The 18,954-nt window shown below is 70.5% G+C and carries 21 protein-coding genes; 6 read left to right on the top strand and 15 right to left on the bottom strand.

Annotation, left to right across the window (positions count from 1 at the left end; genetic code table 11):
• Nucleotides 1–19: 19 nt before the first annotated feature.
• Nucleotides 20–532 carry a CGNR zinc finger domain-containing protein gene (locus ACIQNU_RS32100; protein WP_401373088.1) on the bottom strand — a complete coding sequence of 171 codons (513 nt, stop codon included), beginning with the start codon at nt 530–532 and terminating at the stop codon, nt 20–22.
• Nucleotides 533–626: 94 nt separating this feature from the next.
• On the opposite strand from ACIQNU_RS32100, the gene ACIQNU_RS32095 reads away from it, so the two are divergent.
• Nucleotides 627–1,007, top strand: coding sequence for a VOC family protein (locus tag ACIQNU_RS32095; RefSeq protein WP_401373086.1), 381 nt, complete (start codon nt 627–629; stop codon nt 1,005–1,007).
• Between the two features lie 7 nt (nt 1,008–1,014).
• Here ACIQNU_RS32095 and ACIQNU_RS32090 read toward each other — a convergent pair whose 3' ends face one another.
• The 3 genes from ACIQNU_RS32090 to ACIQNU_RS32080 are packed head-to-tail and all read right to left on the bottom strand — an operon-like array spanning nt 1,015 to nt 3,934.
• The gene (locus ACIQNU_RS32090; protein WP_401373085.1) at nt 1,015–2,196 is read right to left on the bottom strand and encodes a dipeptidase; all 1,182 of its coding nucleotides are present in this window, start codon (nt 2,194–2,196) and stop codon (nt 1,015–1,017) included.
• A gap of 5 nt (nt 2,197–2,201) precedes the next feature.
• Complete coding sequence (purE, locus tag ACIQNU_RS32085) at nt 2,202–2,783, bottom strand: 5-(carboxyamino)imidazole ribonucleotide mutase (RefSeq protein ID WP_401373083.1); 582 nt, start codon at nt 2,781–2,783, stop codon at nt 2,202–2,204.
• Nucleotides 2,780–3,934, bottom strand: a complete 1,155-nt coding sequence (locus ACIQNU_RS32080) for a 5-(carboxyamino)imidazole ribonucleotide synthase (RefSeq protein WP_401373081.1) — start codon at nt 3,932–3,934, stop codon at nt 2,780–2,782. Before ACIQNU_RS32080 ends, purE begins: the two co-directional genes overlap by 4 nt.
• Nucleotides 3,935–4,054: 120 nt before the next feature.
• On the opposite strand from ACIQNU_RS32080, the gene ACIQNU_RS32075 reads away from it, so the two are divergent.
• Nucleotides 4,055–4,606, top strand: a complete 552-nt coding sequence (locus ACIQNU_RS32075; RefSeq protein WP_401373166.1) for a GtrA family protein — start codon at nt 4,055–4,057, stop codon at nt 4,604–4,606.
• A 17-nt stretch (nt 4,607–4,623) separates the two neighbouring features.
• Here ACIQNU_RS32075 and ACIQNU_RS32070 read toward each other — a convergent pair whose 3' ends face one another.
• Nucleotides 4,624–5,898: an ATP-binding protein gene (locus ACIQNU_RS32070; protein WP_401373080.1), complete on the bottom strand. Its 1,275-nt coding sequence runs from the start codon at nt 5,896–5,898 to the stop codon at nt 4,624–4,626.
• 49 nt (nt 5,899–5,947) lie between these two features.
• A complete protein-coding gene (locus ACIQNU_RS32065) occupies nt 5,948–6,625 on the bottom strand; it encodes a response regulator transcription factor (RefSeq protein WP_235457590.1) in 678 nt (225 codons plus the stop codon).
• Nucleotides 6,626–7,522: 897 nt separating this feature from the next.
• On the opposite strand from ACIQNU_RS32065, the gene ACIQNU_RS32060 reads away from it, so the two are divergent.
• Nucleotides 7,523–9,013 (top strand): peptide MFS transporter, encoded by a 1,491-nt coding sequence (locus ACIQNU_RS32060; protein WP_401373078.1) that lies wholly within the window; start codon nt 7,523–7,525, stop codon nt 9,011–9,013.
• A gap of 103 nt (nt 9,014–9,116) precedes the next feature.
• On the opposite strand, the gene ACIQNU_RS32055 is transcribed toward ACIQNU_RS32060, so the two are convergent.
• From ACIQNU_RS32055 to ACIQNU_RS32035, 5 genes are all read right to left on the bottom strand, one after another.
• Entirely contained in the window at nt 9,117–10,397 is a 1,281-nt protein-coding gene (locus tag ACIQNU_RS32055) for a hypothetical protein (RefSeq protein WP_401373165.1), read from the bottom strand.
• A gap of 56 nt (nt 10,398–10,453) precedes the next feature.
• On the bottom strand, nt 10,454–11,590 hold the full coding sequence (locus ACIQNU_RS32050) for a hypothetical protein (protein ID WP_401373077.1): 1,137 nt from the start codon (nt 11,588–11,590) through the stop codon (nt 10,454–10,456).
• Nucleotides 11,587–12,573, bottom strand: coding sequence for a hypothetical protein (locus tag ACIQNU_RS32045; protein ID WP_401373076.1), 987 nt, complete (start codon nt 12,571–12,573; stop codon nt 11,587–11,589). Before ACIQNU_RS32045 ends, ACIQNU_RS32050 begins: the two co-directional genes overlap by 4 nt.
• Nucleotides 12,574–12,621: 48 nt before the next feature.
• Complete coding sequence (locus tag ACIQNU_RS32040; protein WP_401373163.1) at nt 12,622–13,335, bottom strand: LPXTG cell wall anchor domain-containing protein; 714 nt, start codon at nt 13,333–13,335, stop codon at nt 12,622–12,624.
• Nucleotides 13,336–14,062: 727 nt separating this feature from the next.
• On the bottom strand, nt 14,063–14,641 hold the full coding sequence (locus tag ACIQNU_RS32035; protein WP_401373075.1) for a TetR/AcrR family transcriptional regulator: 579 nt from the start codon (nt 14,639–14,641) through the stop codon (nt 14,063–14,065).
• 114 nt (nt 14,642–14,755) lie between these two features.
• Between ACIQNU_RS32035 and ACIQNU_RS32030 the strand changes: the two genes are divergently transcribed.
• Entirely contained in the window at nt 14,756–15,202 is a 447-nt protein-coding gene (locus tag ACIQNU_RS32030) for a DUF1772 domain-containing protein (protein WP_401373074.1), read from the top strand.
• Nucleotides 15,203–15,240: 38 nt separating this feature from the next.
• Here the strand turns inward: ACIQNU_RS32030 and ACIQNU_RS32025 are convergent, their stop codons facing one another.
• From ACIQNU_RS32025 to ACIQNU_RS32010, 4 genes are all read right to left on the bottom strand, one after another.
• Nucleotides 15,241–15,828 carry a hypothetical protein gene (locus tag ACIQNU_RS32025; protein WP_401373073.1) on the bottom strand — a complete coding sequence of 196 codons (588 nt, stop codon included), beginning with the start codon at nt 15,826–15,828 and terminating at the stop codon, nt 15,241–15,243.
• Nucleotides 15,829–15,837: 9 nt separating this feature from the next.
• Nucleotides 15,838–16,008 (bottom strand): hypothetical protein, encoded by a 171-nt coding sequence (locus ACIQNU_RS32020; RefSeq protein ID WP_401373071.1) that lies wholly within the window; start codon nt 16,006–16,008, stop codon nt 15,838–15,840.
• Between the two features lie 166 nt (nt 16,009–16,174).
• Nucleotides 16,175–16,783, bottom strand: coding sequence for an ATP-binding protein (locus ACIQNU_RS32015; protein WP_401373070.1), 609 nt, complete (start codon nt 16,781–16,783; stop codon nt 16,175–16,177).
• 395 nt (nt 16,784–17,178) lie between these two features.
• Complete coding sequence (locus ACIQNU_RS32010; RefSeq protein ID WP_401373068.1) at nt 17,179–17,553, bottom strand: STAS domain-containing protein; 375 nt, start codon at nt 17,551–17,553, stop codon at nt 17,179–17,181.
• Here ACIQNU_RS32010 and ACIQNU_RS32005 point away from each other — a divergent pair.
• Together ACIQNU_RS32005 and ACIQNU_RS32000 are read left to right on the top strand one after the other, a co-directional pair.
• Entirely contained in the window at nt 17,552–17,695 is a 144-nt protein-coding gene (locus ACIQNU_RS32005; RefSeq protein WP_401373067.1) for a hypothetical protein, read from the top strand. The two genes, ACIQNU_RS32010 and ACIQNU_RS32005, sit on opposite strands and share 2 nt — an antisense overlap.
• 256 nt (nt 17,696–17,951) lie before the next feature.
• Complete coding sequence (locus ACIQNU_RS32000) at nt 17,952–18,938, top strand: RNA polymerase sigma factor SigF (RefSeq protein ID WP_401373066.1); 987 nt, start codon at nt 17,952–17,954, stop codon at nt 18,936–18,938.
• Nucleotides 18,939–18,954: the final 16 nt, after the last annotated feature.

Genomic DNA, 18,954 nt, shown 5'->3' with positions numbered 1-18,954 from the left:
CCCGACGGGTGTCCGGGCGTTACTTGCCTCTCGCCCGGTACGTCTTCATCTTCGCCCTGGCTCCGCAGACCGCCATCGAGCACCAACGCCCTTTGCCCGCCGGGCTTCTGTCGTAGTACGCCCAGTGGCAGGTGGGGGACTCGCAGGCCTTGAGGCGGAGCCAGGTGCCAGCCGTGACGGCTTCGGCGATGGCGGTGGCGACGCGTGAGGTCAGGGCGGTCGGACGGCGGCTCGGGACCAGAGTTGCCGCGCCGTCCGCCGTGTCGACCGCCACGACGAGCGGGGCCTCGGCCAGCAGATCGCCGAGCGGGAGGACCGCCGTACGGTGCGGCGGATGGCCCGCGTGGGCCAGGCAGACGACCCGCAGCGACTCGCGCAGATCCTTCGCGGACTGCGCCTCCTCCGCCGCCAGCCCGAACACGGCCCGCCCCTCCACCGTGTCCAGCCGGTCGGCGCCGGTCGCCAGGTCGACCGTGTTGACCAGGGCCTCCACCAAGGCGAGGCCGCCGGGAGCGGGGGCTCTTTCACTCATGCTTGCGACGTTACCTCCTATGCGGGAGTATGCGGTAACCGTTACCGGTGAAGCTGGTTTGACGGTAACCCGATGCATCGACCAAGGAGGAGTCATGTCCGCTGTCGCGACCCTGGGCGCCGTAGTCCTGGACTGTCCGGACCCCCGCGCCCTGGCCGGGTTCTACGCCGAGGTGCTGGGCGGGACCGTGAGCGAGCAGGGCGGGGGCGAGGACGAGGACCGCTGGGTGGAACTGGAGTTGCCCGCCGGCGGCACCATGGCCTTCCAGTCCGCCCCGGGCTTCGTACCCCCGAAGTGGCCCAGCCCCCACGCGTCCCAGCAGTTCCACCTCGACCTGACCGTCGACGACATGGACACGGCCGAGGCGCGGGTGCTGGCGCTGGGCGCGGTCGCGCTGGAGACGGCGGACCGGGCGCGTACATGGCGGGTGTACGCGGACCCGGCGGGCCATCCGTTCTGCCTCTGCGCCTGCTGACGCGCGATCAGGTCAGCGTCGCGTGCGACGGGCCCCTCCTGGCCTGTTCCGCCGTCGCCACCGATTCCGCGTCACCCAGCACCCTCACCGCGTTCGCCCATGTCAGCTTCGACAGGTCTTCTTTCGACCAGGACCGGGTCAGGAGTTCCGCGATCAGGTGGGGGTACGAGGAGACGTCGTTCAGGTTCTCGGGGGTGAAGGCCGTGCCGTCGTAGTCGCCGCCGATGCCGATGTGGTCGATGCCCGCCACCTCGCGCATGTGGTCGAGGTGGTCGGCGACCGTGGCCGCCGTCGCGACCGGGCGCGGGTGGGCCTCCTCGAAGGCCAGGTGCAGCTTCATCGCCTCGGGTGAGGTGTCCAGGTGGTGGAAGCCGTGGGTGCGCAGATTCTCGTCCGCCGCCTCCGTCCAGTCGACGGCCGCCTGGAGGACGAACTTCGGGACGAACGTCGCCATCGCCACACCGCCGTTGCCGGGGAGGCGTTCCAGGACGTCGTCCGGGATGTTCCTCGGGTGGTCGCACACCGCCCGGGACGAGGAGTGGGAGAAGATCACGGGCGCGACTGTCGTGTCCAGCGCGTCTCTCATCGTCGTCGCCGCCACGTGGGACAGGTCCACGAGCATGCCTACCCGGTTCATCTCCCGTACGACCTCGCGGCCGAAGTCCGAGAGGCCGCCCACGCCCGGGGCGTCCGTCGCCGAGTCCGCCCAGGCGATGTTGTCGTTGTGCGTGAGCGTCATGTAGCGGACGCCCAGGGTGTGCAGGGCCCGCAGGGTCGCCAGGGAGTTGTTGATGGAGTGGCCGCCCTCGGCGCCCATGAGGGAGGCGATACGGCCTTCGGCGCGGGCCCCTTCCATGTCGGCGGCCGTCAGCGCGGGCGCCAGGTCCTGCGGGTAGCGGGCCAGCAACTGCCGTACGCAGTCGATCTGTTCGAGCGTCGCGCTGACCGCGCTGTCCCCGGCGAGGTCGGACCGTACGTACACCGACCAGAACTGGGCGCCGACGCCGCCCGCCCGCAGCCGGGCCAGGTCGGTGTGCAGATGGGCGCTCTGGTCGGTGGCGATGTCCCGGGCGCCGAGGTCGTACCGCACCTGCTCGCGCAGGGCCCACGGCAGGTCGTTGTGGCCGTCGGCCACCGGGAAGTCCTGGAGCAGGGCGCGGGCCTCTTCGAGGCGGGGGGAGAGAGTCATGGCCGTCACTTTCCCGAGCCGAAGCCGAAACCGGCAGCGCCGCCGTCGACCTTGGCCCGCAGCCGCTTGCCCTTCTCCGTCGCCTGGTCGTTCAGCTCCTGCTGGAACTCCCGTACCCGGCCGAGCAGTTCCTCGTCGTGCGCGGCGAGCATCCGGACCGCGAGCAGGCCCGCGTTGCGCGCGCCGCCGACCGAGACCGTGGCGACGGGCACGCCCGCCGGCATCTGCACGATGGACAGCAGGCTGTCCATGCCGTCGAGGTACTTCAGCGGGACGGGCACGCCGATCACCGGCAGCGGGGTCACCGAGGCGAGCATGCCCGGCAGATGGGCCGCTCCCCCGGCGCCCGCGATGATCGCCTTCAGGCCCCGGTCGGCGGCGTGCTCCCCGTACGCGATCATCTCGCGGGGCATGCGGTGGGCGGAGACGACGTCGACCTCGTAGGCGATCTCGAACTCGTCGAGCGCCTGCGCCGCGGCCTCCATGACGGGCCAGTCGGAGTCCGAACCCATGACGATGCCCACGACGGGCCCGGAGGAGGCGGTGGAGGAGGCAGAGGAGGCGGCTGAGGCAGCGGAGGTGGTCATTCGGTGATCGTTCCCCTGAGGTAGCCGGCTGCGTGACGGGCGCGCTCCAGCACGTCGTCCAGGTCGTCGCCGTAGGTGTTGACGTGCCCGACCTTGCGGCCCGGCTTCACGTCCTTGCCGTACATGTGGATCTTCAGCCGCGGGTCGCGGGCCATGCAGTGCAGATACGCGCCGTACATGTCCGGGTAGTCGCCGCCCAGGACGTTGCACATGACCGTCCAGGGGGCGCGCGGGCGCGGGTCGCCGAGCGGGAGGTCGAGCACCGCGCGGACGTGGTTGGCGAACTGCGAGGTGATCGCGCCGTCCTGCGTCCAGTGCCCGGAGTTGTGCGGGCGCATGGCGAGTTCGTTGACCAGGACGCGGCCGTCGGGCGTCTCGAAGAGTTCGACGGCGAGGTGGCCGACGACGTTCAGCTCCTTCGCGATGCGCAGGGCCAACTCCTCTGCGCGCAGCGCCAAGTTCTCGTCGAGGCCGGGGGCGGGGGCGATCACCGTGTCGCAGACGCCGTCGACCTGCCGGGACTCCACGACCGGGTACGCGACGGCCTGGCCGTGCGGGGAGCGCACCACATTGGCGGCGAGTTCCCTGACGAAGTCGACCTTCTCCTCGGCGAGGACCGGGACGCCCGCGCGGAACGGCTCGGCGGCGTCCGCCAGGGACCGGACCACCCAGACGCCTTTGCCGTCGTAACCGCCGCGGACCGTCTTGAGGATCACCGGGAAGCCGTCACCGCCGTCCGGGGCGCCCTCTGTCGCGAAGGCCGCGACGTCCGCCGGGTCGCGCACGATCCGGTGGCGCGGGCAGGGCGCGCCGATCTCGGTGAGCTTCGCGCGCATCACGCCCTTGTCCTGGGCGTGCACGAGCGCGTCGGGCCCGGGGCGCACGGGGATGCCGTCCGCCTCCAGGGCCCGCAGATGCTCGGTGGGGACGTGCTCGTGATCGAAAGTGATCACGTCGCAGCCCCGCGCGAACTCACGCAGCGTCGCCAGATCGCGATAGTCGCCGATGACGACATCGCTGACCACTTGCGCCGCCGAATCCTGCGGGGTGTCGCTGAGGAGCTTGAACCTGATGCCGAGCGGGATGCCCGCCTCGTGTGTCATACGAGCGAGCTGACCCCCGCCGACCATGCCGACTACCGGGAATGTCACGCTCCCCAGGGTATCGGCGCGCTGGGTGGGGGCGTCCGCAGGCGCCGACGGAGGGTGCTGGATAGCATGGGCGGAATTGACCGTGTGACGAATCCGACGGAGCGGGGACTGGGCGGCACCATGGACAAGGGTGGTTCTCCGGGAACGCGCACCTCATCGGGCGGGTCCCTGCGACGGCACGTCGAACAGTTGTGGCGTGAGATCGCGAAGTTCGGGGCGGTGGGTGGCGCGGGTCTGGCGGTCAACCTCCTCGTGTTCAACCTGATGCGGCACGTGACCGATCTCCAGGTGGTACGCGCCAGTGTCGTCGCCACGATCGTGGCGATCATCTTCAACTACATCGGCTTCCGCTACTTCACGTACCGGGACCGTGACAAGAGCGGCAGCACCCGCGAGATGACGCTGTTCCTGGCGTTCAGCGCGGTCGGCCTCGTCATCGAGAACGGGGTCCTGTACCTCGCGACGTACGGGTTCGGCTGGGACAGCCCGCTGCAGAGCAACGTCTTCAAGTTCCTCGGCATCGGGATCGCGACCCTGTTCCGGTTCTGGTCGTACCGCACATGGGTCTTCAAGACACTGCCGGCGGGGGCGACGGTCACGAGCAGCGAAACGTTCCTCGACGGCGGCGGGGGCGGGGGCGGCGAGGAGCGGGACCGGCAGCGCGCGGCCTGAGAGCTGGGGGCCGGGGGTCAGCGGACCGTGTGGTCGTCGCCGCCCGCGCCCTGCTTCTTCAGGGGCGTACGGGACAGGAACAGGCCGAACACCGGGGGCTTGCCCTGGAGCATCTCCAGGCGGCCCCCGTCGGCCTCCGCGAGGTCCCGGGCGACGGCGAGACCGATGCCCGTCGAGTTACGGCCGCTGATGGTCCGCTCGAAGATCCGGGAGCCCAGTTCGGGCGGGACGCCCGCGCCCTCGTCGGTGACCTCGATGACGGCCTGGTTGCCGGTGACCCGGGTGCGCAGCGCGACGGTGCCGCCGCCGTGCATGAGGGAGTTCTCGATGAGCGCGGCCAGGACCTGGGCGACCGCGCCCGGGGTGCCGACGGCCCGCAGATGCCGTTTGCCGGAGCTGACGATGGCGCGGCCCACACTGCGGTAGACCGGCCTCCACTCCTCCAGCTGCTGCTTGATGACCTCGTCCAGGTCGAAGGAGACCGCGGAGCCGGTCCGCGGGTCCCGGGAGTTCGTCAGCAGCCGCTCGACGACGTCCGTGAGCCGTTCGACCTGGGCCAGCGCCACCGTCGCCTCCTCCCGTACCGTCTCCAGATCCTCGGTGACGGTGATCTCCTCCAGCCGCATCGACAGCGCGGTCAGCGGTGTACGGAGCTGGTGCGAGGCGTCGGCCGCGAGGCGCCGCTCGGCCGTGAGCATCCGCGCGATGCGCTCGGCGCTGGAGTCCAGGACGTCCGCGACCCGGTCCAGCTCGGGCACCCCGTACCGCTTGTGGCGGGGGCGCGGGTCGCCCGAGCCGAGGCGTTCCGCGGTCTCGGCGAGATCGGTGAGCGGGGAGGTGAGCCGGTTGGCCTGCCGTACGGCGAGCAGGACGGCGGCGACGATCGCGAGCAGGGCGACCGCGGCGATGATCAGGAGGGTGCGGCCGACCTCGCGGGTCACCGCCGAGCTGGACTCCTCGACGGTGACCGTCTCGCCCTGCTCGCCCTTGGCCTCGCCGTGGATCACGTCGCCCTTGGGGCGGGTGCCGATCACCACGGGGGCCTTGCCCGGTACCTCGATGACGGCGTACCGGTCGTGGGCGACCTGGTTCCTGAGGACCGCCGCGGTGATGCTCTCGTCGCTGAAGAGCCTGCTGTCGACGATGCCGGCCAGGCGCCGCGCCTCGGAGTCCACGCGCTCCTGGGCGCTGCTGCTGATCGTGCGGGTCTCCACGATGACCAGGGAGACCCCGAACACGGCGATCACGACGAGCACTACGGCGAGCGTGGAGTTGATCAGACGGCGGCGCATGGTTCCAACGTTCGGTGGCCCGGGGGTGGGGTGTCGTCAGGGGGTGTCGTCAGCTTTTCTCGAAGCGGAAACCTACGCCCCGGACTGTGGCGATGTAGCGGGGGTTCGCGGCGTCGTCGCCCAGTTTCTTGCGCAGCCAGGAGATGTGCATGTCGAGCGTCTTGGTCGAGGACCACCAGGTGGTGTCCCAGACCTCGCGCATCAACTGGTCGCGCGTGACGACCCGGCCCGCGTCCCGGACCAGGACCCTCAGCAGGTCGAACTCCTTGGCGGTGAGCTGGAGTTCCTCCTCGCCCATCCACGCGCGGTGCGACTCCACGTCGATCCGGACGCCGTGGGTGGCCGGCGGCTGCTGGGGTTCGGCGGCGCCGCGCCGCAGCAGGGCCCGCACCCGGGCCAGAAGTTCGGCAAGCCGGAAGGGCTTGGTCACGTAGTCGTCGGCGCCCGCGTCGAGGCCGACGACGGTGTCGACCTCGTCGGCGCGCGCGGTGAGGATGAGGATCGGCACCGTGTGGCCCTCGGCGCGGAGTCTGCGGGCCACCTCCAGGCCGTCCATACCGGGCAGGCCGAGGTCGAGTACGACCAGGTCGACTCCCCCCTGCATGCCCGCGTCCAGCGCGGTCGGTCCGTCCTCACGCACTTCGACCTCGTAACCCTCCCGGCGCAGGGCACGGGCCAGTGGCTCCGAGATGGACGCGTCGTCCTCGGCGAGCAGTACACGGGTCATGCCCTTGAGAATAGCGAGGTATCGCTTGCGCTTGGCCTGACCGGGTTCGGCCTGCGGCCGGCACTTGGCCTGCGGCCGGCTTTCGGCTCCGCCGGGGGGTGGCCTGCGGGCGGCTTTCGGCTCCGCCGGGGGGGGTGGCCTGCGGCCGGCTTGGGGGGGCAGTGGTGGGGAGCTTCGTGGGCTGGGGACGGCTTGGCACCGCCGGGATGCGCCGTCCTGGCTTGGCGCCGTGGCGGCGGGATCGAAGTGCGGAGCACTTCCACAGAGCGGGCTTGGCACCGCCGGGATGCGCCGTCCCGGCCTGGCGCCGTCGCGGCGGAATCGAAGTGCCAGGCACTTCCACAGAACGGCTTCGCACCGTCGCGGCGGGATCGAAGTGCGGAGCACTTCCACACAGCGGCTTGGCACCGCCGGGATGCGCCGTCCCGGCTTGGCGCCGTCGCGGCGGAATCGAAGTGCGGAGCACTTCCACAGAACGGCTTCGCACCGTCGCGGCGGGATCGAAGTGCGGAGCACTTCCACACAGCGGCTTGGCACCGCCGGGATGCGCCGTTCCGGCCTGGCGCCGTCGCGGCGGAATCGGAGTGCGGGGCACTTCCACAGAACGGTGGCGCGGGTCAATGTGCCGGGGGCTTTGGTGTGGAGCCTTGGAAAGTGGTTCTGTTGTTCCTGGTTTTCCTGTGATCCGTGTCTCAAGTCCTTCCAATTGGGGCGCTGTCGTGTCTTAAGGTGGAAGGACGCCTGTCGCACTACTGATGGACCTTTGGCCCACTATTGCGTGCCAAGGGTCCTTTTGTGTGCCGGGACGGCCCCCCACCGGCCCCGAACCAGGCCCGCCCCCCACCGGGCGCCCGTACCCCTTCGTGCGGCGCGTCCCGAACTCACGAGGATCGACCCATGGCGTCCAGCCTGACGAAGGACTCGCCCAGTACGCCTGGCAGCGAGAAGACCTTCTTCGGCCACCCCCGCGGCCTGGCCACTCTCTTCATGACCGAGATGTGGGAGCGCTTCAGCTTCTACGGCATGCGGGCGCTGCTCCCGCTGTATCTCGTCGCCCCCGGCGGCCTGAACATGAACCCGGCCACGGCCACCGCGATCTACTCGATCTACCTGGCGATGGTGTACCTGCTCGCCATGCCCGGCGGCTGGTTCGGCGACCGTGTCTGGGGTCCCCGTAAGACCGTGACCATCTCGGCCGCCGTCATCATGGTCGGCCACCTGACGCTGGCACTGCCCGGACAGGGCACCTTCTTCGCGGGCCTCGGTCTCGTCGCGCTCGGCTCCGGGCTGCTGAAGGCCAACATCTCCACCATGGTCGGCCAGCTCTACGACGGCCCCGACGACCCGCGCCGCGACGGTGGCTTCACCGTCTTCTACATGGGCATCAACCTCGGCGCCTTCGCCGCGCCCCTCGTCATCGGCACCGTCGGCGAGAACGTCAACTGGCACCTCGGCTTCGCCCTCGCCGCGCTCGGCATGGCCCTGGGTCTCGCCCAGTTCCTCATGGGTACGCGGCATCTGAGCGAGCGGTCCAGCGTCGTACCGAAGCCGCTCAGCGTCCAGGAGCGGCAGACCACGCTGCGCAAGGGCCTCATCTGGCTGGCCGTCGCCGTCGTGTTCTACGGCGTCGTCGTCGGCACCGGCACCTACACCCTCAACTGGGCCCTCGTACCGATCACCCTCGCCGGCCTCATCATCCCGATCATGGTGCTGACGCGGATCAAGCGGGACAAGGAGCTGACGGAGACCGAGCAGTCGAAGATGACCGGGTACATCTGGTTCTTCGTGGCCGCCGCCGTGTTCTGGATGATCTACGACCAGGGCGGCTCCACGCTGGCCCTGTTCGGCGACAAGTCCACCAACACCACGATCCTCGGCTTCGACTTCCCGGTCTCCTGGTACCAGTCGATCAACCCGGTGCTCATCATGGCGCTGGCCCCGGTCGTCGCCTGGATCTGGCTGGCGCTCAACCGGCGCGGCAAGGAGCCCAGCACGGTCGTGAAGTTCGCGTCCGGTCTGTTCCTGGTCGGTGTCTCCTTCCTGGTGTTCCTGATCCCGCTCTCCATGGCCGGGGACGGTGCGAAGGTCGCCGCCTGGTGGATGGTCGCCATCTACTTCGCCCAGACCGTCGGCGAGCTGTGCCTCTCGCCGGTCGGCCTGTCCGTCACCACGAAGATGGCGCCGGTGAAGTACGGCTCCCAGATGATGGGTGTCTGGTTCCTCGCCGTCACCGCGGGCGACTGCACCACCAGCCTCCTCTCGCTGGCGGGCGTCGACCTCAACCAGACCGGCATCGTCGGCATGGAGGCCGCACTCGCCATCGCCGCGGGCGCCGCGGTGTTCATGTACCGCAAGAAGGTCAAGTCCCTTATGGGGGACGTACGTTGACGTTGTCGTAGCGTCAGCCCACTGTAGGGAGGGTCGCCGCGCCTTGGATGGTGCGGCGGCCCTTCCTCGTACGCCTGCCTGTGTCCGTGCCTGTGCCTGTGCCTCAGTGCGTGCGGCGCCTTGGCAGGAACGTGAACACCGCGCCGCCGAGCAGGATCACCGTTCCCGCGACCAGGCCCAGCGCCCGCAGCGCGCCGTTGTTCTCCGCGCCGGTCTCCGCGAGGCCGCCGCCGCTGCCGCCGGAGCCGGAGGCCGAGCCGCCCGCCGAACCGCCCGCCGACCCCGAACCGCCGGACGCGCCGCCCGGCTGCGCCGTCGTGTCGATCTCCAGGGACACCTCGGACTTGGTGGGCGTACACGTCGTGGTCGTGCCCAGCGCCTTCACCGTGAGGACGCCCGGCGAGAGCGTCGACTTGCCGTCGGCGCCCGGCTTGTACGTGCCCGTCAGATCAGGGATCGCGATCGGGGCGCCGGTCTCGATCGGGTCCTTGTTGGTCGGACCCTCGACATGGACCGTGCCCTTGTCCGCGCCGCCTAGCTTGACCTCCATCGACGGCTTCACGGAGTCCGCCGGGATCGGCGCCGGACTGTCCATGACGGACTTCTTGAACTTGACCGTCAGATCGAAGGAGCCGCCGTTCTTCTTGGCGTTGATCTGCACGGGCGAGGTGGCGTTCTTGTCGCCGATGGGGGTCTTACAGGCGTACGGGACCTGCACCTCCTTGCCGGTGAAGTCGGTCTGACCGTCACCGCCGCCGCCCGTACTGCCACCAGTACTGCCACCCGTAGCGCCACTCGTGGTGCCGCTAGTAGTGCCGCTCGTAGTGCCGGAGGTCGTACCGGTCGTCGTTCCCGATGTCGTACCGCCCGAACTCGTCCCGCCCTCCGTCACCTTGATGGTCGCCGCCGGCTGCACCGTCTCCTTGGGCGTGCACTTGGTGTCCGTGGAGATCGGCTTGCTGACGTTGATCGTGTACGCGTCCGGCGTGAGCGTCACCTCGCCCGGCGCCGTCAGCTTCAGCTTGGCCGTCATGTCGGGCAGGATCATCGCGCTGTTCTTGGGGATGGGCGGATTCTGGCGCGGGCCCGCCATCGCGAGGTCACCGGTCTGCGCACCCTTGACCTTGAGGGTTCCGGACGGTTTGACGGTGTCCTTCTCCAGGTCGAGGACGTCCGGGTTCTTGGACGCGGCCTGCGTGGTCTTCCACACGATCTCGACCTCGTCGCCGACCTTCGCCTCGGCGGGCGCCGAGATGTCCACCTTGGTGGTCCCCTGCACGGGCGGCAGCCCCGAGATCGCGGGCGGAATGCACTCGGTCGCGTACGACACCTCGGCGGCCTGCGCGGGACCGGCGGCCAGCAGGAGCCCGGCGCCGCCGAGCATCATCGCGGCGCCGGCCGCGCCCGCTCTCCGCCGTGCGCTCACCCTCACTTGCGTGCTCACGTGGTACCCCTCTTTGGCTGAGTGTTCGTCGGTGGTTGCTCGGACGGTTCGCGCGGTGCGGACGGTGCGGAGAGCCGACTCGCCGGTGCTCCCGGATCGTTGTCCGGTGTGAACCACGGCAGGGTCGAAGTCGCCGGTGCCTCCTTGGGCTCCGGTGGAGCGGAGGACAGTTTCGGCAGCCGTACGGTGAGGTCGGTCAGGCTCACGCCCCGGTGGCGTCCGGTGGCGGCGGGGCGTCGGGAGCCGCGCGGGCGCACCCGGTCGACGACGGCCATGCCGATACGGAACACGGCGGCCGGTACGACGACGCAGAGCAGCACCCAGAAGAGCGTGACGCCCCACGGGCGGCCCACGCCCCAGGGCTGTTCGGCGAGTACCTTGCCGCCGTGGCGGACGGAGACCAGATAGCCGCCGTGCGCGCCGGCGGAGAGTTCGACGGGGAGCCTGACCTGCGCCTTGGTGCCCGGCGCGACCGTGCCCCGCCACTGCTGGTCCTCCCACTGCGGGGCGAACACGCCGTGCGAGGTGCCGACCTGGAAGACGGGGTCCTTCACCGGGGACGCGCCGAGATTGCCGACGGTGAACACGAGCGTGCGGGACGGCGGGGCACCGAACCAGGTCAGGACGCCCCCCGAACCGTCGAGCCGAGTGTCCGTGAGGATCGAGAGGCGGCCCTCGCCGCTGGGTTCGGGCAGCGGCGCCGTGGGGTGACCCGCGACCTTGAACTCGGCGTCGGCGAGGGCCTGTTCACCGGTCACCGTCGCCACGTGCACGACACACGGGCAGGGCTTCGGGGGCGCGGCGACGGGGAGTTTCTTGCTGAAGGCGCCGGAGTTGTCGGTGGTGACGGCGCGGCCGTCGGCGTTGGCGCAGGAGTTGGTGCCGCCGATCATGTTCTGGCCGCAGATCAGCATCATCAGCAGGGTGTCGGGCCGCCAGCCCTTGCCGGTGACGGTGATCGAACCGCCGACGCCCGCCTGAGGGGTGGAGACGGCGACGGTCGGGCCGTCGGCGGAGGAGGCGGCCGAGGCGGGGGGCGCCGCGATGGCGGGCAGCAGTGTCGTGACGAGTGCGGCGAGGGCCGCGAGCAGTATGGCGGTCCTGGGTCTGATCGTGCTGGGCCTGCGGTTCACAGTCCGTCTCCTGTCCCGGAACCGTTCCTCGATCCGGCCAGGGCCGGTTGCCTGGGCGGTGGCGGCGCCTCCGCTTCCCGTACATCCCGTGGTGCCCGTCTCCTTACGCGTACGGCTCGGGCGCCGACGGCCGCCGCCGCTGCCAGGAGCAGGGCCGCTCCGGTCAGCGGTGCCCAGGGCACGAAGCGGGCCGTCGCGGTCGCGGTGTCCGGGGCGGCACCGGCCGCGGTGACCCTGAGCCGTACGTCGACGGAGTCGAACGCGGGCGGGTCCCACGGTTCGCGCAGGGTGATGCGGCGGCCCGGCAGCAGTTCGACGGGCAGCGCGCGGGCCGGCCGCTCCAGCACCGTGCCGAACACCCCGTCGGCGCGCACCGCGAGCTTCGGGGACAGGACGGTGTTGCCGCGGTTGACCAGGTCGTAGACGATGCGGTCGCCGTCCGTACGTACCTTCTCGACGGTGAGCGCGGAGAGCGTGGGGCCGCTGACGCGCAGATGGACCCGTACGCCCGCGTCGCGCCCGCCCGCGCTGACGACGATCGCGCCCGGGTGGTCACCGGGGTTCGCGCCGGCCGGGACGGTCACCGTGAACGGGACGTCGGCGCGGGTGCGGGCCGGGATGCGTACGGTCCGCTCGGCGAAGGTGATCCAGGCGCCGGTGTCCACCGGCTTGTCCCGTACCGAGAAGCCGCCGCCCTCGGTGTTGTCGGCGTCCGCGCCGCGCAGCCGTACCGTCAGCGCGCGGGTGCCGGTGTTGCTGACGGACACGGCGTCCTCCAGGACGGTGCCGGGGGCGCCTTCCGCGTAGACGTACGGGCGCCCTCCGGGGGCGGGGGCCACGGTCCAGGAATCGGCGGGCTCCGCGTAGGCGGGTGTCGCCGGTGTCGCTGGTGTCGCGGCCAGGAGGAGGAGCGTCGTGGCCAGGACGCACGCGGCGGCGGGGGCGGGGGCGCGCGGGCGGTCCCTTCGGTGGTACGGCGACATCGGCGGCTCCTGGTCGTCGGCGCGTACGGAGTCGGGGGCGGGCCGGTCCTAGCGGGACGCCGTCTGGTTGCGGCGGGTCAGCCAGAGCACGCCTGCCGCGCCGGCGAGGAGGACGGTGCCGCCGAGGGTGCCGAGCGCCACGGCCGAGTCGGCGGGGCCGGTCTGCGGGAGCTGGTCGCCGCCGCCGCCCGACGCACCGGACGACGAGCTGCCGCCGTCGCTGGACGAGCCGCCCGATCCTCCGGCGGCGGTGACCGCCAGCGAAAGGCTCGGCTTCGGGTTGTTGGACGGCGTACAGGTCGTCGTCGTCCCCAGGGCCTTGATGGTGAGGACCCCGGCGGTGAACGTGACCGTCCCCGACTTCTTCGGCGTGTACGTGCCCGTCAAGTCGCTGATTTTGATGGGGCTGTTGGCGGGAATGGCCTCGGCGTTCGCGGGTCCCTTGACCGCGAGGGTGCCGGTGTCGGCGCCGCCGAGTTTGATGACCGCGCTCGGGTTCATCGCGCCCTTGCCCAGTTCGACCGGGCTGGACGAGACGCCCTTCTGGAAGGACATCGTCACGGAGTATCCGCTGCCGCTCTTCACGGCCTTGATGTCGATCGGCGAGACCGCCGCCTTGTCGCCGATCGGCGTCTTGCACTGGTAGTTGACGTCGACGACCACGGCGTGGGCCGCGGGGGCGGCCATCAGCACCGCCGAGCCGGCCAGGGCCGCGCCGAGCGCGAGCGCGGCCGTTCGTTTCTGGTACGTCCGGTACGACACCACGGGTTCCCCTCTTGCCGTTCTTGCCGTTGGTACGCGCCGTCGCTCCAGGCATGCGGAAGTTGCTGACGGAAAGTTACTGACGGCGCATCAGATTGGGCGCTCAAGGTACGCCGGGGAGGGTGTCGAGGGAAGACACGGGACGCCTCGGATCCTTGCGGATCGGGGGCCGAGGGGACCTGGGGGTGCCGGTGGATGGGCTCGGTCCGGAACCTCGGTACTGGCCGACTCGACGCCGGGGGGCACTCCCGCCCACCCACCCATACGGTGCGGACCACACCCCGCCACCCCATCCCCCCGGGCACCCCGCCCCAAGGGCCGCCGCCCTATGCCCCCTGTCCGGAACCTCGGTACTGACCGACTCCACACCCGGGGCACTCCCGCCCACCCACCCATACGGTGCGGACCACGCGAGGGCCGCCAACACACGCCCCCGACACTCCCACCCACCCATGGGCGCGGACCGGGTCGCACCCTCGCCGTCCCCAATCTCCCGAGACAGAACACCGAGGGCGCGTATCGGGTCGCGATCAATGGGCGTCGCAGCTTGCGGGGCGGGTGCGGGGCGGGTGGCCGTCCGGGGTTCGCGGCCCGGCGGTCTGCGGCTGCGCCGTCTGGGCGCGAGTGACCGCAAGCCACGCCGGAGGCCATGCCTGAAGCAATGCCGGAGGCAGGCAGCGGGGCCCCGGGACCCCGGCCACGCCGCGTGCCCGGCCGGGGCGGTGCGTCAGAGCACGGCGAGCCGGTCCACCAGCAGCTCCACCCTCCGCTCGGCGTCCTCCGGCGGCACCCGTCCCGCTCGGGTCAGGGTGGCCAGTCCGTGCAGGGCCGCCCAGAACACCTCGGTGAACAGTGCCGGGTGGACGCCGTCCCCGGCGACCTCGCCGAGGCTTTCCAGCAGGGCGGCGAAGGCGTCCTTCAGAGGTGCTGGGGTGTCCTCGTTCGCGAAGGCCAGGCCGCCGTCGAGCTGGAACAGGGCGTCGTAGACCGCCGGGTTGCGTGCGGCGAAGTCGAGGTAGGTGCGGGCGAGGGCGGCGACCCGGGCGCGGGGGCCGTCCGCGGCGGAGGTCGCGGCGCGCAGCGCCACGGCCATCTCGGTGGCGCCTTCTAGGGCGACGGCGCCGATGATCTCGCGTTTGCCGCGGAAGTGGCTGTAGAGGACGGGCTGGCTGTACTCGATGCGCTCGGCGAGCCGACGGGTGGTGACCGCGTCCCAGCCCTGCTGCTCGGCGAGTTCGCGGGCCGTCGCCACGATGAGGCGTTCGCGCTCCGCCCGTTCGCGCTGCTTGCGTTCCTGTACCGACATGAGCCGATCCTAGCATCGCTAGACAATCAAGCGACAGCAGTGCTAGCGTCGGCCCGTCAGCTAGCAACACTAGATTCACTGGATACCAGGAACTGAATACCAGGAGGGGTCACCATGCTCAACGCACTTGAGGTGTTCACCATCGTGGTCGTCGGCTTGATGGTGGGGGTGGAGTTCTCCGTCGCCTTCGTCATCAACCGGATCCTCGACGCACTCCCCGGTGACAGTGGCCAACTCGGCCGCGCCCACGGGGGCCGGATGCTCGGTGCCGTGATGCCGGTCTGGTACATCACCTCACTCGTCCTCGTCGCGGTATGGGCCGTCGCCGGATGGCACCACGACGGCACCGGACTCGTCGTCACCGCGGGTGCGCTACTGATCGTCAGCGTGCTCATGTCGATCCTGCTGCTCGTCCCGATCAACGACCAGGGCAAGACGTGGACCCCCGAGAACCGGCCGGAGGACTGGAAGGAGCAGATGCACCGCTGGGACCGCTTCCACTACGTCCGCGTCGCCGTCATCATCGCCGCCTTCGCCCTGCTGGCCGCCGCCCTCGTCTGAGCCGGCGGGCGGAGACCGCGTCGGCGGCGCACGATGACCTACGCGGCTCGCGATTCCCGATTTTCCCGGTTCCCGGTTCCCGGCCCTGGTTTGGGCTTGCCGCAGGATTCCCGAGCACCGGGACGAACTGCGGACTGTCGCCCGCCCGTCCCGCGCTCAAGACGAACACCGGCGGCGAGACGGACCCCTGACGTCTGCCCGCCCGGTGAGCGCCCCAGCAGAGCGGCCTTCCGCGAACCCGGCGCCGGCGCCGGCGCCGGACACATCGCCGCCCGCCCCCTCCGGATCAGCACCACCGCCCTACCCGCTTCGCCCTCCGGACTGCCCCCTTCGACCCGGCCACCTCCTCCGCGGCGGCAGCCTTCGCCAAAGCGGCGAGCACGTCCTGACTCGGGTGCATCCCGGCGGCATCGTGAGGGGCCGGCGGCGGTGGTGGAGTCGATACCGACCAGCGGCAGATCCACCTCACGCCGCTTCGCGGCGTCCATGATCAGGCCCTTCAGCAGGGACTCGCACCCGCCGGCGTCACGCCACTGCCGGAAACGGTGGGACACCGTCGACCATCGGGCACCGAATTTCTGCGGCGTCTCCCGCCACTGCCCGCCGCTCCTGAACCACCGGACCACGCCGTCGAACTACTGGCGCAACCGCTCGGGGTACGGACCGTACTCGCCGATCGGCAGGTACGCCTCGACGAACTCCCCCTCCACCCCGGTCGGCTGCGCACGCGTCATCGGGTGGGTGGGCGGGAGTGCCCCGAACGCGGAGTCGGACAGGACCGAAGTACCGGACAGCGGCCACCCCACGGCAACCACACATGGGGCGGGCGGGCGGGAGCACCCCGCACACCGAGACGCACAGCACCGAAGCACCGGACAGCGGCCACCCCACGGCAACCACACATGGGGCGGGCGGGCGGGAGCACCCCGCACACCGAGACGCACAGCACCGAAGCACCGGACAACGGCAACCTCAGCCGCCGACAGCCCCAAGTTCCGCCCACACCGTCTTCCCGGCAACCCCCTCCGTACGGGTCACCCCCCAGTCCAGACAGAGCCGTTGGACGATGAACATTCCGTGGCCCCCGGGGCGCCCGGCCTGGTGCGGGGTGCGGGGCGCGGGCACCCCGGTGCCCCGGTCGGACACCTCCACCCGAAGCACCTTGCCCTCGCAGGCGATCCACATCTCCTCGGGCCCGTCGGCGTGCAGACAGGCATTGGTGACGAGTTCGGAGACGACCAGCAGGACATCCTCGGCGGCGGCCCTCCGGTCGGCGCCGGACGCGGGCAGCCAGCCCCACGCGTACAGCGCCTGACGGGCGAAGTCCCGGGCGAGCGGCACGATTCCACTGGCGTCGGCGAAGCTCAGCCGCCGCGCCTGGCGCCCGACCGGCCGGGCAGCGGCGACGGGGTCACCGACGGGGTCGCCCAGCGCCTCACCCGAGGGCACATCGGACACACCGGAAGCCCCGGGCGCCTCGGACCCGTCGGGCCCCCCGGACACCCCGGGCAGCCCCGAAGCGCCGTCGGCGTCCGGCTCCGGGCCGCGGTCGCCCGGCGAGCAAGGCCGGGTGGTGCTCATCAGCGGTTCACCTCACCGATTCACCAGTACTCAGTTACTCAGCTACTCAGTTCCATCAACGATCTACAGCGATGCCCTCGTTCTGCCGTTCCGCGCCCGGGGCCCAGGACATTCCTGTCGTTTCGGTGGTCACGGATCCAGGATGTCTCCTGCCCTGCCCATCCGTGAGAACACCCACTTTTTCGGCACGGGTGATGTGACGCGCGTAACGCGTGCATCACCTCACGGCAATCGGCACATGGTTCCACCACCCCAGCCCGCACAAAAGGGATGTAAGCGACATCTCGCACCATGGCCCGCCCCCCGAACGCCACACCGAACGCCACACCGAACGCCACACCGAACGCCACACCGAACCCCACCCCGAAACACCCCCCCGCCGACCCCTCAGGGTCTCATTCGACCAGCGCCGCCGCGACGGTGTCGTGGACCGTGAATACGGCATCCGCTCCGGTGATCTCAAACACCCTGGCCACGACAGGCCGCATACCGGCCAGATGGACCCCGCCCCCGGCCGCCTCGGCCTTGAGCCGGGCGCCGAGCAGGACGTTCAGGCCGGTGGAGTCGCAGAACTCCAGCTCCGAACAGTCCACGACCAACCGGGCGAAGCCCTCGTCGAGGCAGCCGTCGAGCGGCTCGCGCAGCAGCTCGGCGGTGTGGTGATCCAGCTCACCCACCGCCGTCACCACGGCGCTCGACCCCTGTTTCCGCACCTCGACCAGAAGCCGCCCCCGGTGTGCGCTCGCGCTGCCGACCGTCCCGCGGTCCATGCCGTCTCTCTCTCCGACCGTCATCACTACCGTCGTCACTGCTGTCATCGCTGCTGTCATAGCCGCCGTCACCACAGCCGTACCGGCGGCCGACCCGGCCGCCACCCCGACGCCCGCCGTCACCGACCCGGCCGCGTCCTAGCTGTGTTGTAGCTGCTCACGGACGCCCTGTCACCAGCGTCCTCATGAATGGCTGACGTTCTCGAACACTACGCCTTCCCTACGCCACGGGGTACCCGAACAACCGTATGAAATCGGACATTTCACCGTCAACAGAACTTGCCATAGGTTCGCGGGAACGGGTAGGGGTAGAAGAGTCATCAATCGAAACGGCCGGCTTTGGAGGCGCCGCACACCGCAGTGCACGTATTGGCATCGGCAGCCATATGCCGAGAACGATGGAGGACTACATGTCACCCCGGCTCGACGAATCGCACACTGAGCAGGCGACGTCGACACCCACTCCCCACCCGCTCGACACCAAGGTCCCGGGCCCCCGTGCGCACCAGGACACCCCGGCGGACCGGTCCGGCACACCGACGGTCACCTTCGACGCACCGTCCGACCCGCAGTCGGACCCGCTGGCGGACCTCCCGGACATCCCCCCGTTCGACGAAGTGGGCCCGATGGACGCGCGAGCGCTGTCGAAGACCCTCTTCGCCCGCCTTCAGGACCTCGAAGAAGGCACCCACGACTACGCGTACGTCCGCAACACGCTCGTGGAACTCAACCTGGCCCTGGTCAAGTTCGCCGCCTCGCGCTTCCGCTCCCGCAGCGAGCCGATGGAGGACATCATCCAGGTCGGCACGATCGGTCTGATCAAGGCGATCGACCGCTTCGAGCTGAGCCGGGGCGTGGAGTTCCCGACGTTCGCGATGCCGACCATCGTCGGTGAGATCAAGCGCTTCTTCCGGGACACCAGTTGGTCGGTCCGGGTCCCCCGCCGGCTCCAGGAACTCCGCCTCGACCTCGCCAAGGCGGGCGACGAACTGGCCCAGCAGCTCGACCGCGCCCCCACCGTGGCCGAACTCGCCGAGCGCCTCGACCTCAGCCATGACGAGGTCGTCGAGGGCATGGCCGCGAGCAACGCCTACACGGCCAGCTCGCTGGACGCCCAGCCCGAGGAGGACGACTCGGAGGGCGCGCTCGCGGACCGGATCGGGTACGAGGACCACGGGCTCGAAGGCATCGAGTACGTCGAGTCGCTCAAGCCGCTCATCGCCGAACTCGCGCCGAGGGACAGGAAGATCCTCTCGCTGAGGTTCGTCGCGAATATGACGCAGTCGGAGATCGGTGACGAGCTGGGCATCTCGCAGATGCATGTCTCACGCCTGCTCTCCCGCACACTCGTACGGCTGCGCAAGGGACTTACGGTCGAGGAGTAGAGACCGGTTCGGCCTG

This window comes from Streptomyces sp. NPDC091292 (assembly GCF_044757265.1).
Taxonomy (GTDB): domain Bacteria; phylum Actinomycetota; class Actinomycetes; order Streptomycetales; family Streptomycetaceae; genus Streptomyces.
The sequence above is the reverse complement of the archived record's forward strand: the minus strand, read 5'-3'. Positions and strand labels throughout refer to the sequence as shown.

Excerpts from the sequence above, each read along its gene's own strand:
- ACIQNU_RS32005 (WP_401373067.1), top strand. The coding sequence starts at position 17,552 with ATGCCGTCTCTCTCTCCGACCGTCATCACTACCGTCGTCACTGCTGTC.
- ACIQNU_RS32075 (WP_401373166.1), top strand. The coding sequence starts at position 4,055 with ATGGACAAGGGTGGTTCTCCGGGAACGCGCACCTCATCGGGCGGGTCC.
- ACIQNU_RS32055 (WP_401373165.1), bottom strand. The coding sequence starts at position 10,397 with ATGCTCGGCGGCGCCGGGCTCCTGCTGGCCGCCGGTCCCGCGCAGGCC.
- ACIQNU_RS32070 (WP_401373080.1), bottom strand. The coding sequence starts at position 5,898 with ATGCGCCGCCGTCTGATCAACTCCACGCTCGCCGTAGTGCTCGTCGTG.
- ACIQNU_RS32010 (WP_401373068.1), bottom strand. The coding sequence starts at position 17,553 with ATGGACCGCGGGACGGTCGGCAGCGCGAGCGCACACCGGGGGCGGCTT.
- ACIQNU_RS32095 (WP_401373086.1), top strand. The coding sequence starts at position 627 with ATGTCCGCTGTCGCGACCCTGGGCGCCGTAGTCCTGGACTGTCCGGAC.
- purE (WP_401373083.1), bottom strand. The coding sequence starts at position 2,783 with ATGACCACCTCCGCTGCCTCAGCCGCCTCCTCTGCCTCCTCCACCGCC.
- ACIQNU_RS32045 (WP_401373076.1), bottom strand. The coding sequence starts at position 12,573 with ATGTCGCCGTACCACCGAAGGGACCGCCCGCGCGCCCCCGCCCCCGCC.
- ACIQNU_RS32060 (WP_401373078.1), top strand. The coding sequence starts at position 7,523 with ATGGCGTCCAGCCTGACGAAGGACTCGCCCAGTACGCCTGGCAGCGAG.
- ACIQNU_RS32035 (WP_401373075.1), bottom strand. The coding sequence starts at position 14,641 with ATGTCGGTACAGGAACGCAAGCAGCGCGAACGGGCGGAGCGCGAACGC.
- ACIQNU_RS32015 (WP_401373070.1), bottom strand. The coding sequence starts at position 16,783 with ATGAGCACCACCCGGCCTTGCTCGCCGGGCGACCGCGGCCCGGAGCCG.
- ACIQNU_RS32000 (WP_401373066.1), top strand. The coding sequence starts at position 17,952 with ATGGAGGACTACATGTCACCCCGGCTCGACGAATCGCACACTGAGCAG.
- ACIQNU_RS32065 (WP_235457590.1), bottom strand. The coding sequence starts at position 6,625 with ATGACCCGTGTACTGCTCGCCGAGGACGACGCGTCCATCTCGGAGCCA.
- ACIQNU_RS32100 (WP_401373088.1), bottom strand. The coding sequence starts at position 532 with ATGAGTGAAAGAGCCCCCGCTCCCGGCGGCCTCGCCTTGGTGGAGGCC.
- ACIQNU_RS32090 (WP_401373085.1), bottom strand. The coding sequence starts at position 2,196 with ATGACTCTCTCCCCCCGCCTCGAAGAGGCCCGCGCCCTGCTCCAGGAC.
- ACIQNU_RS32030 (WP_401373074.1), top strand. The coding sequence starts at position 14,756 with ATGCTCAACGCACTTGAGGTGTTCACCATCGTGGTCGTCGGCTTGATG.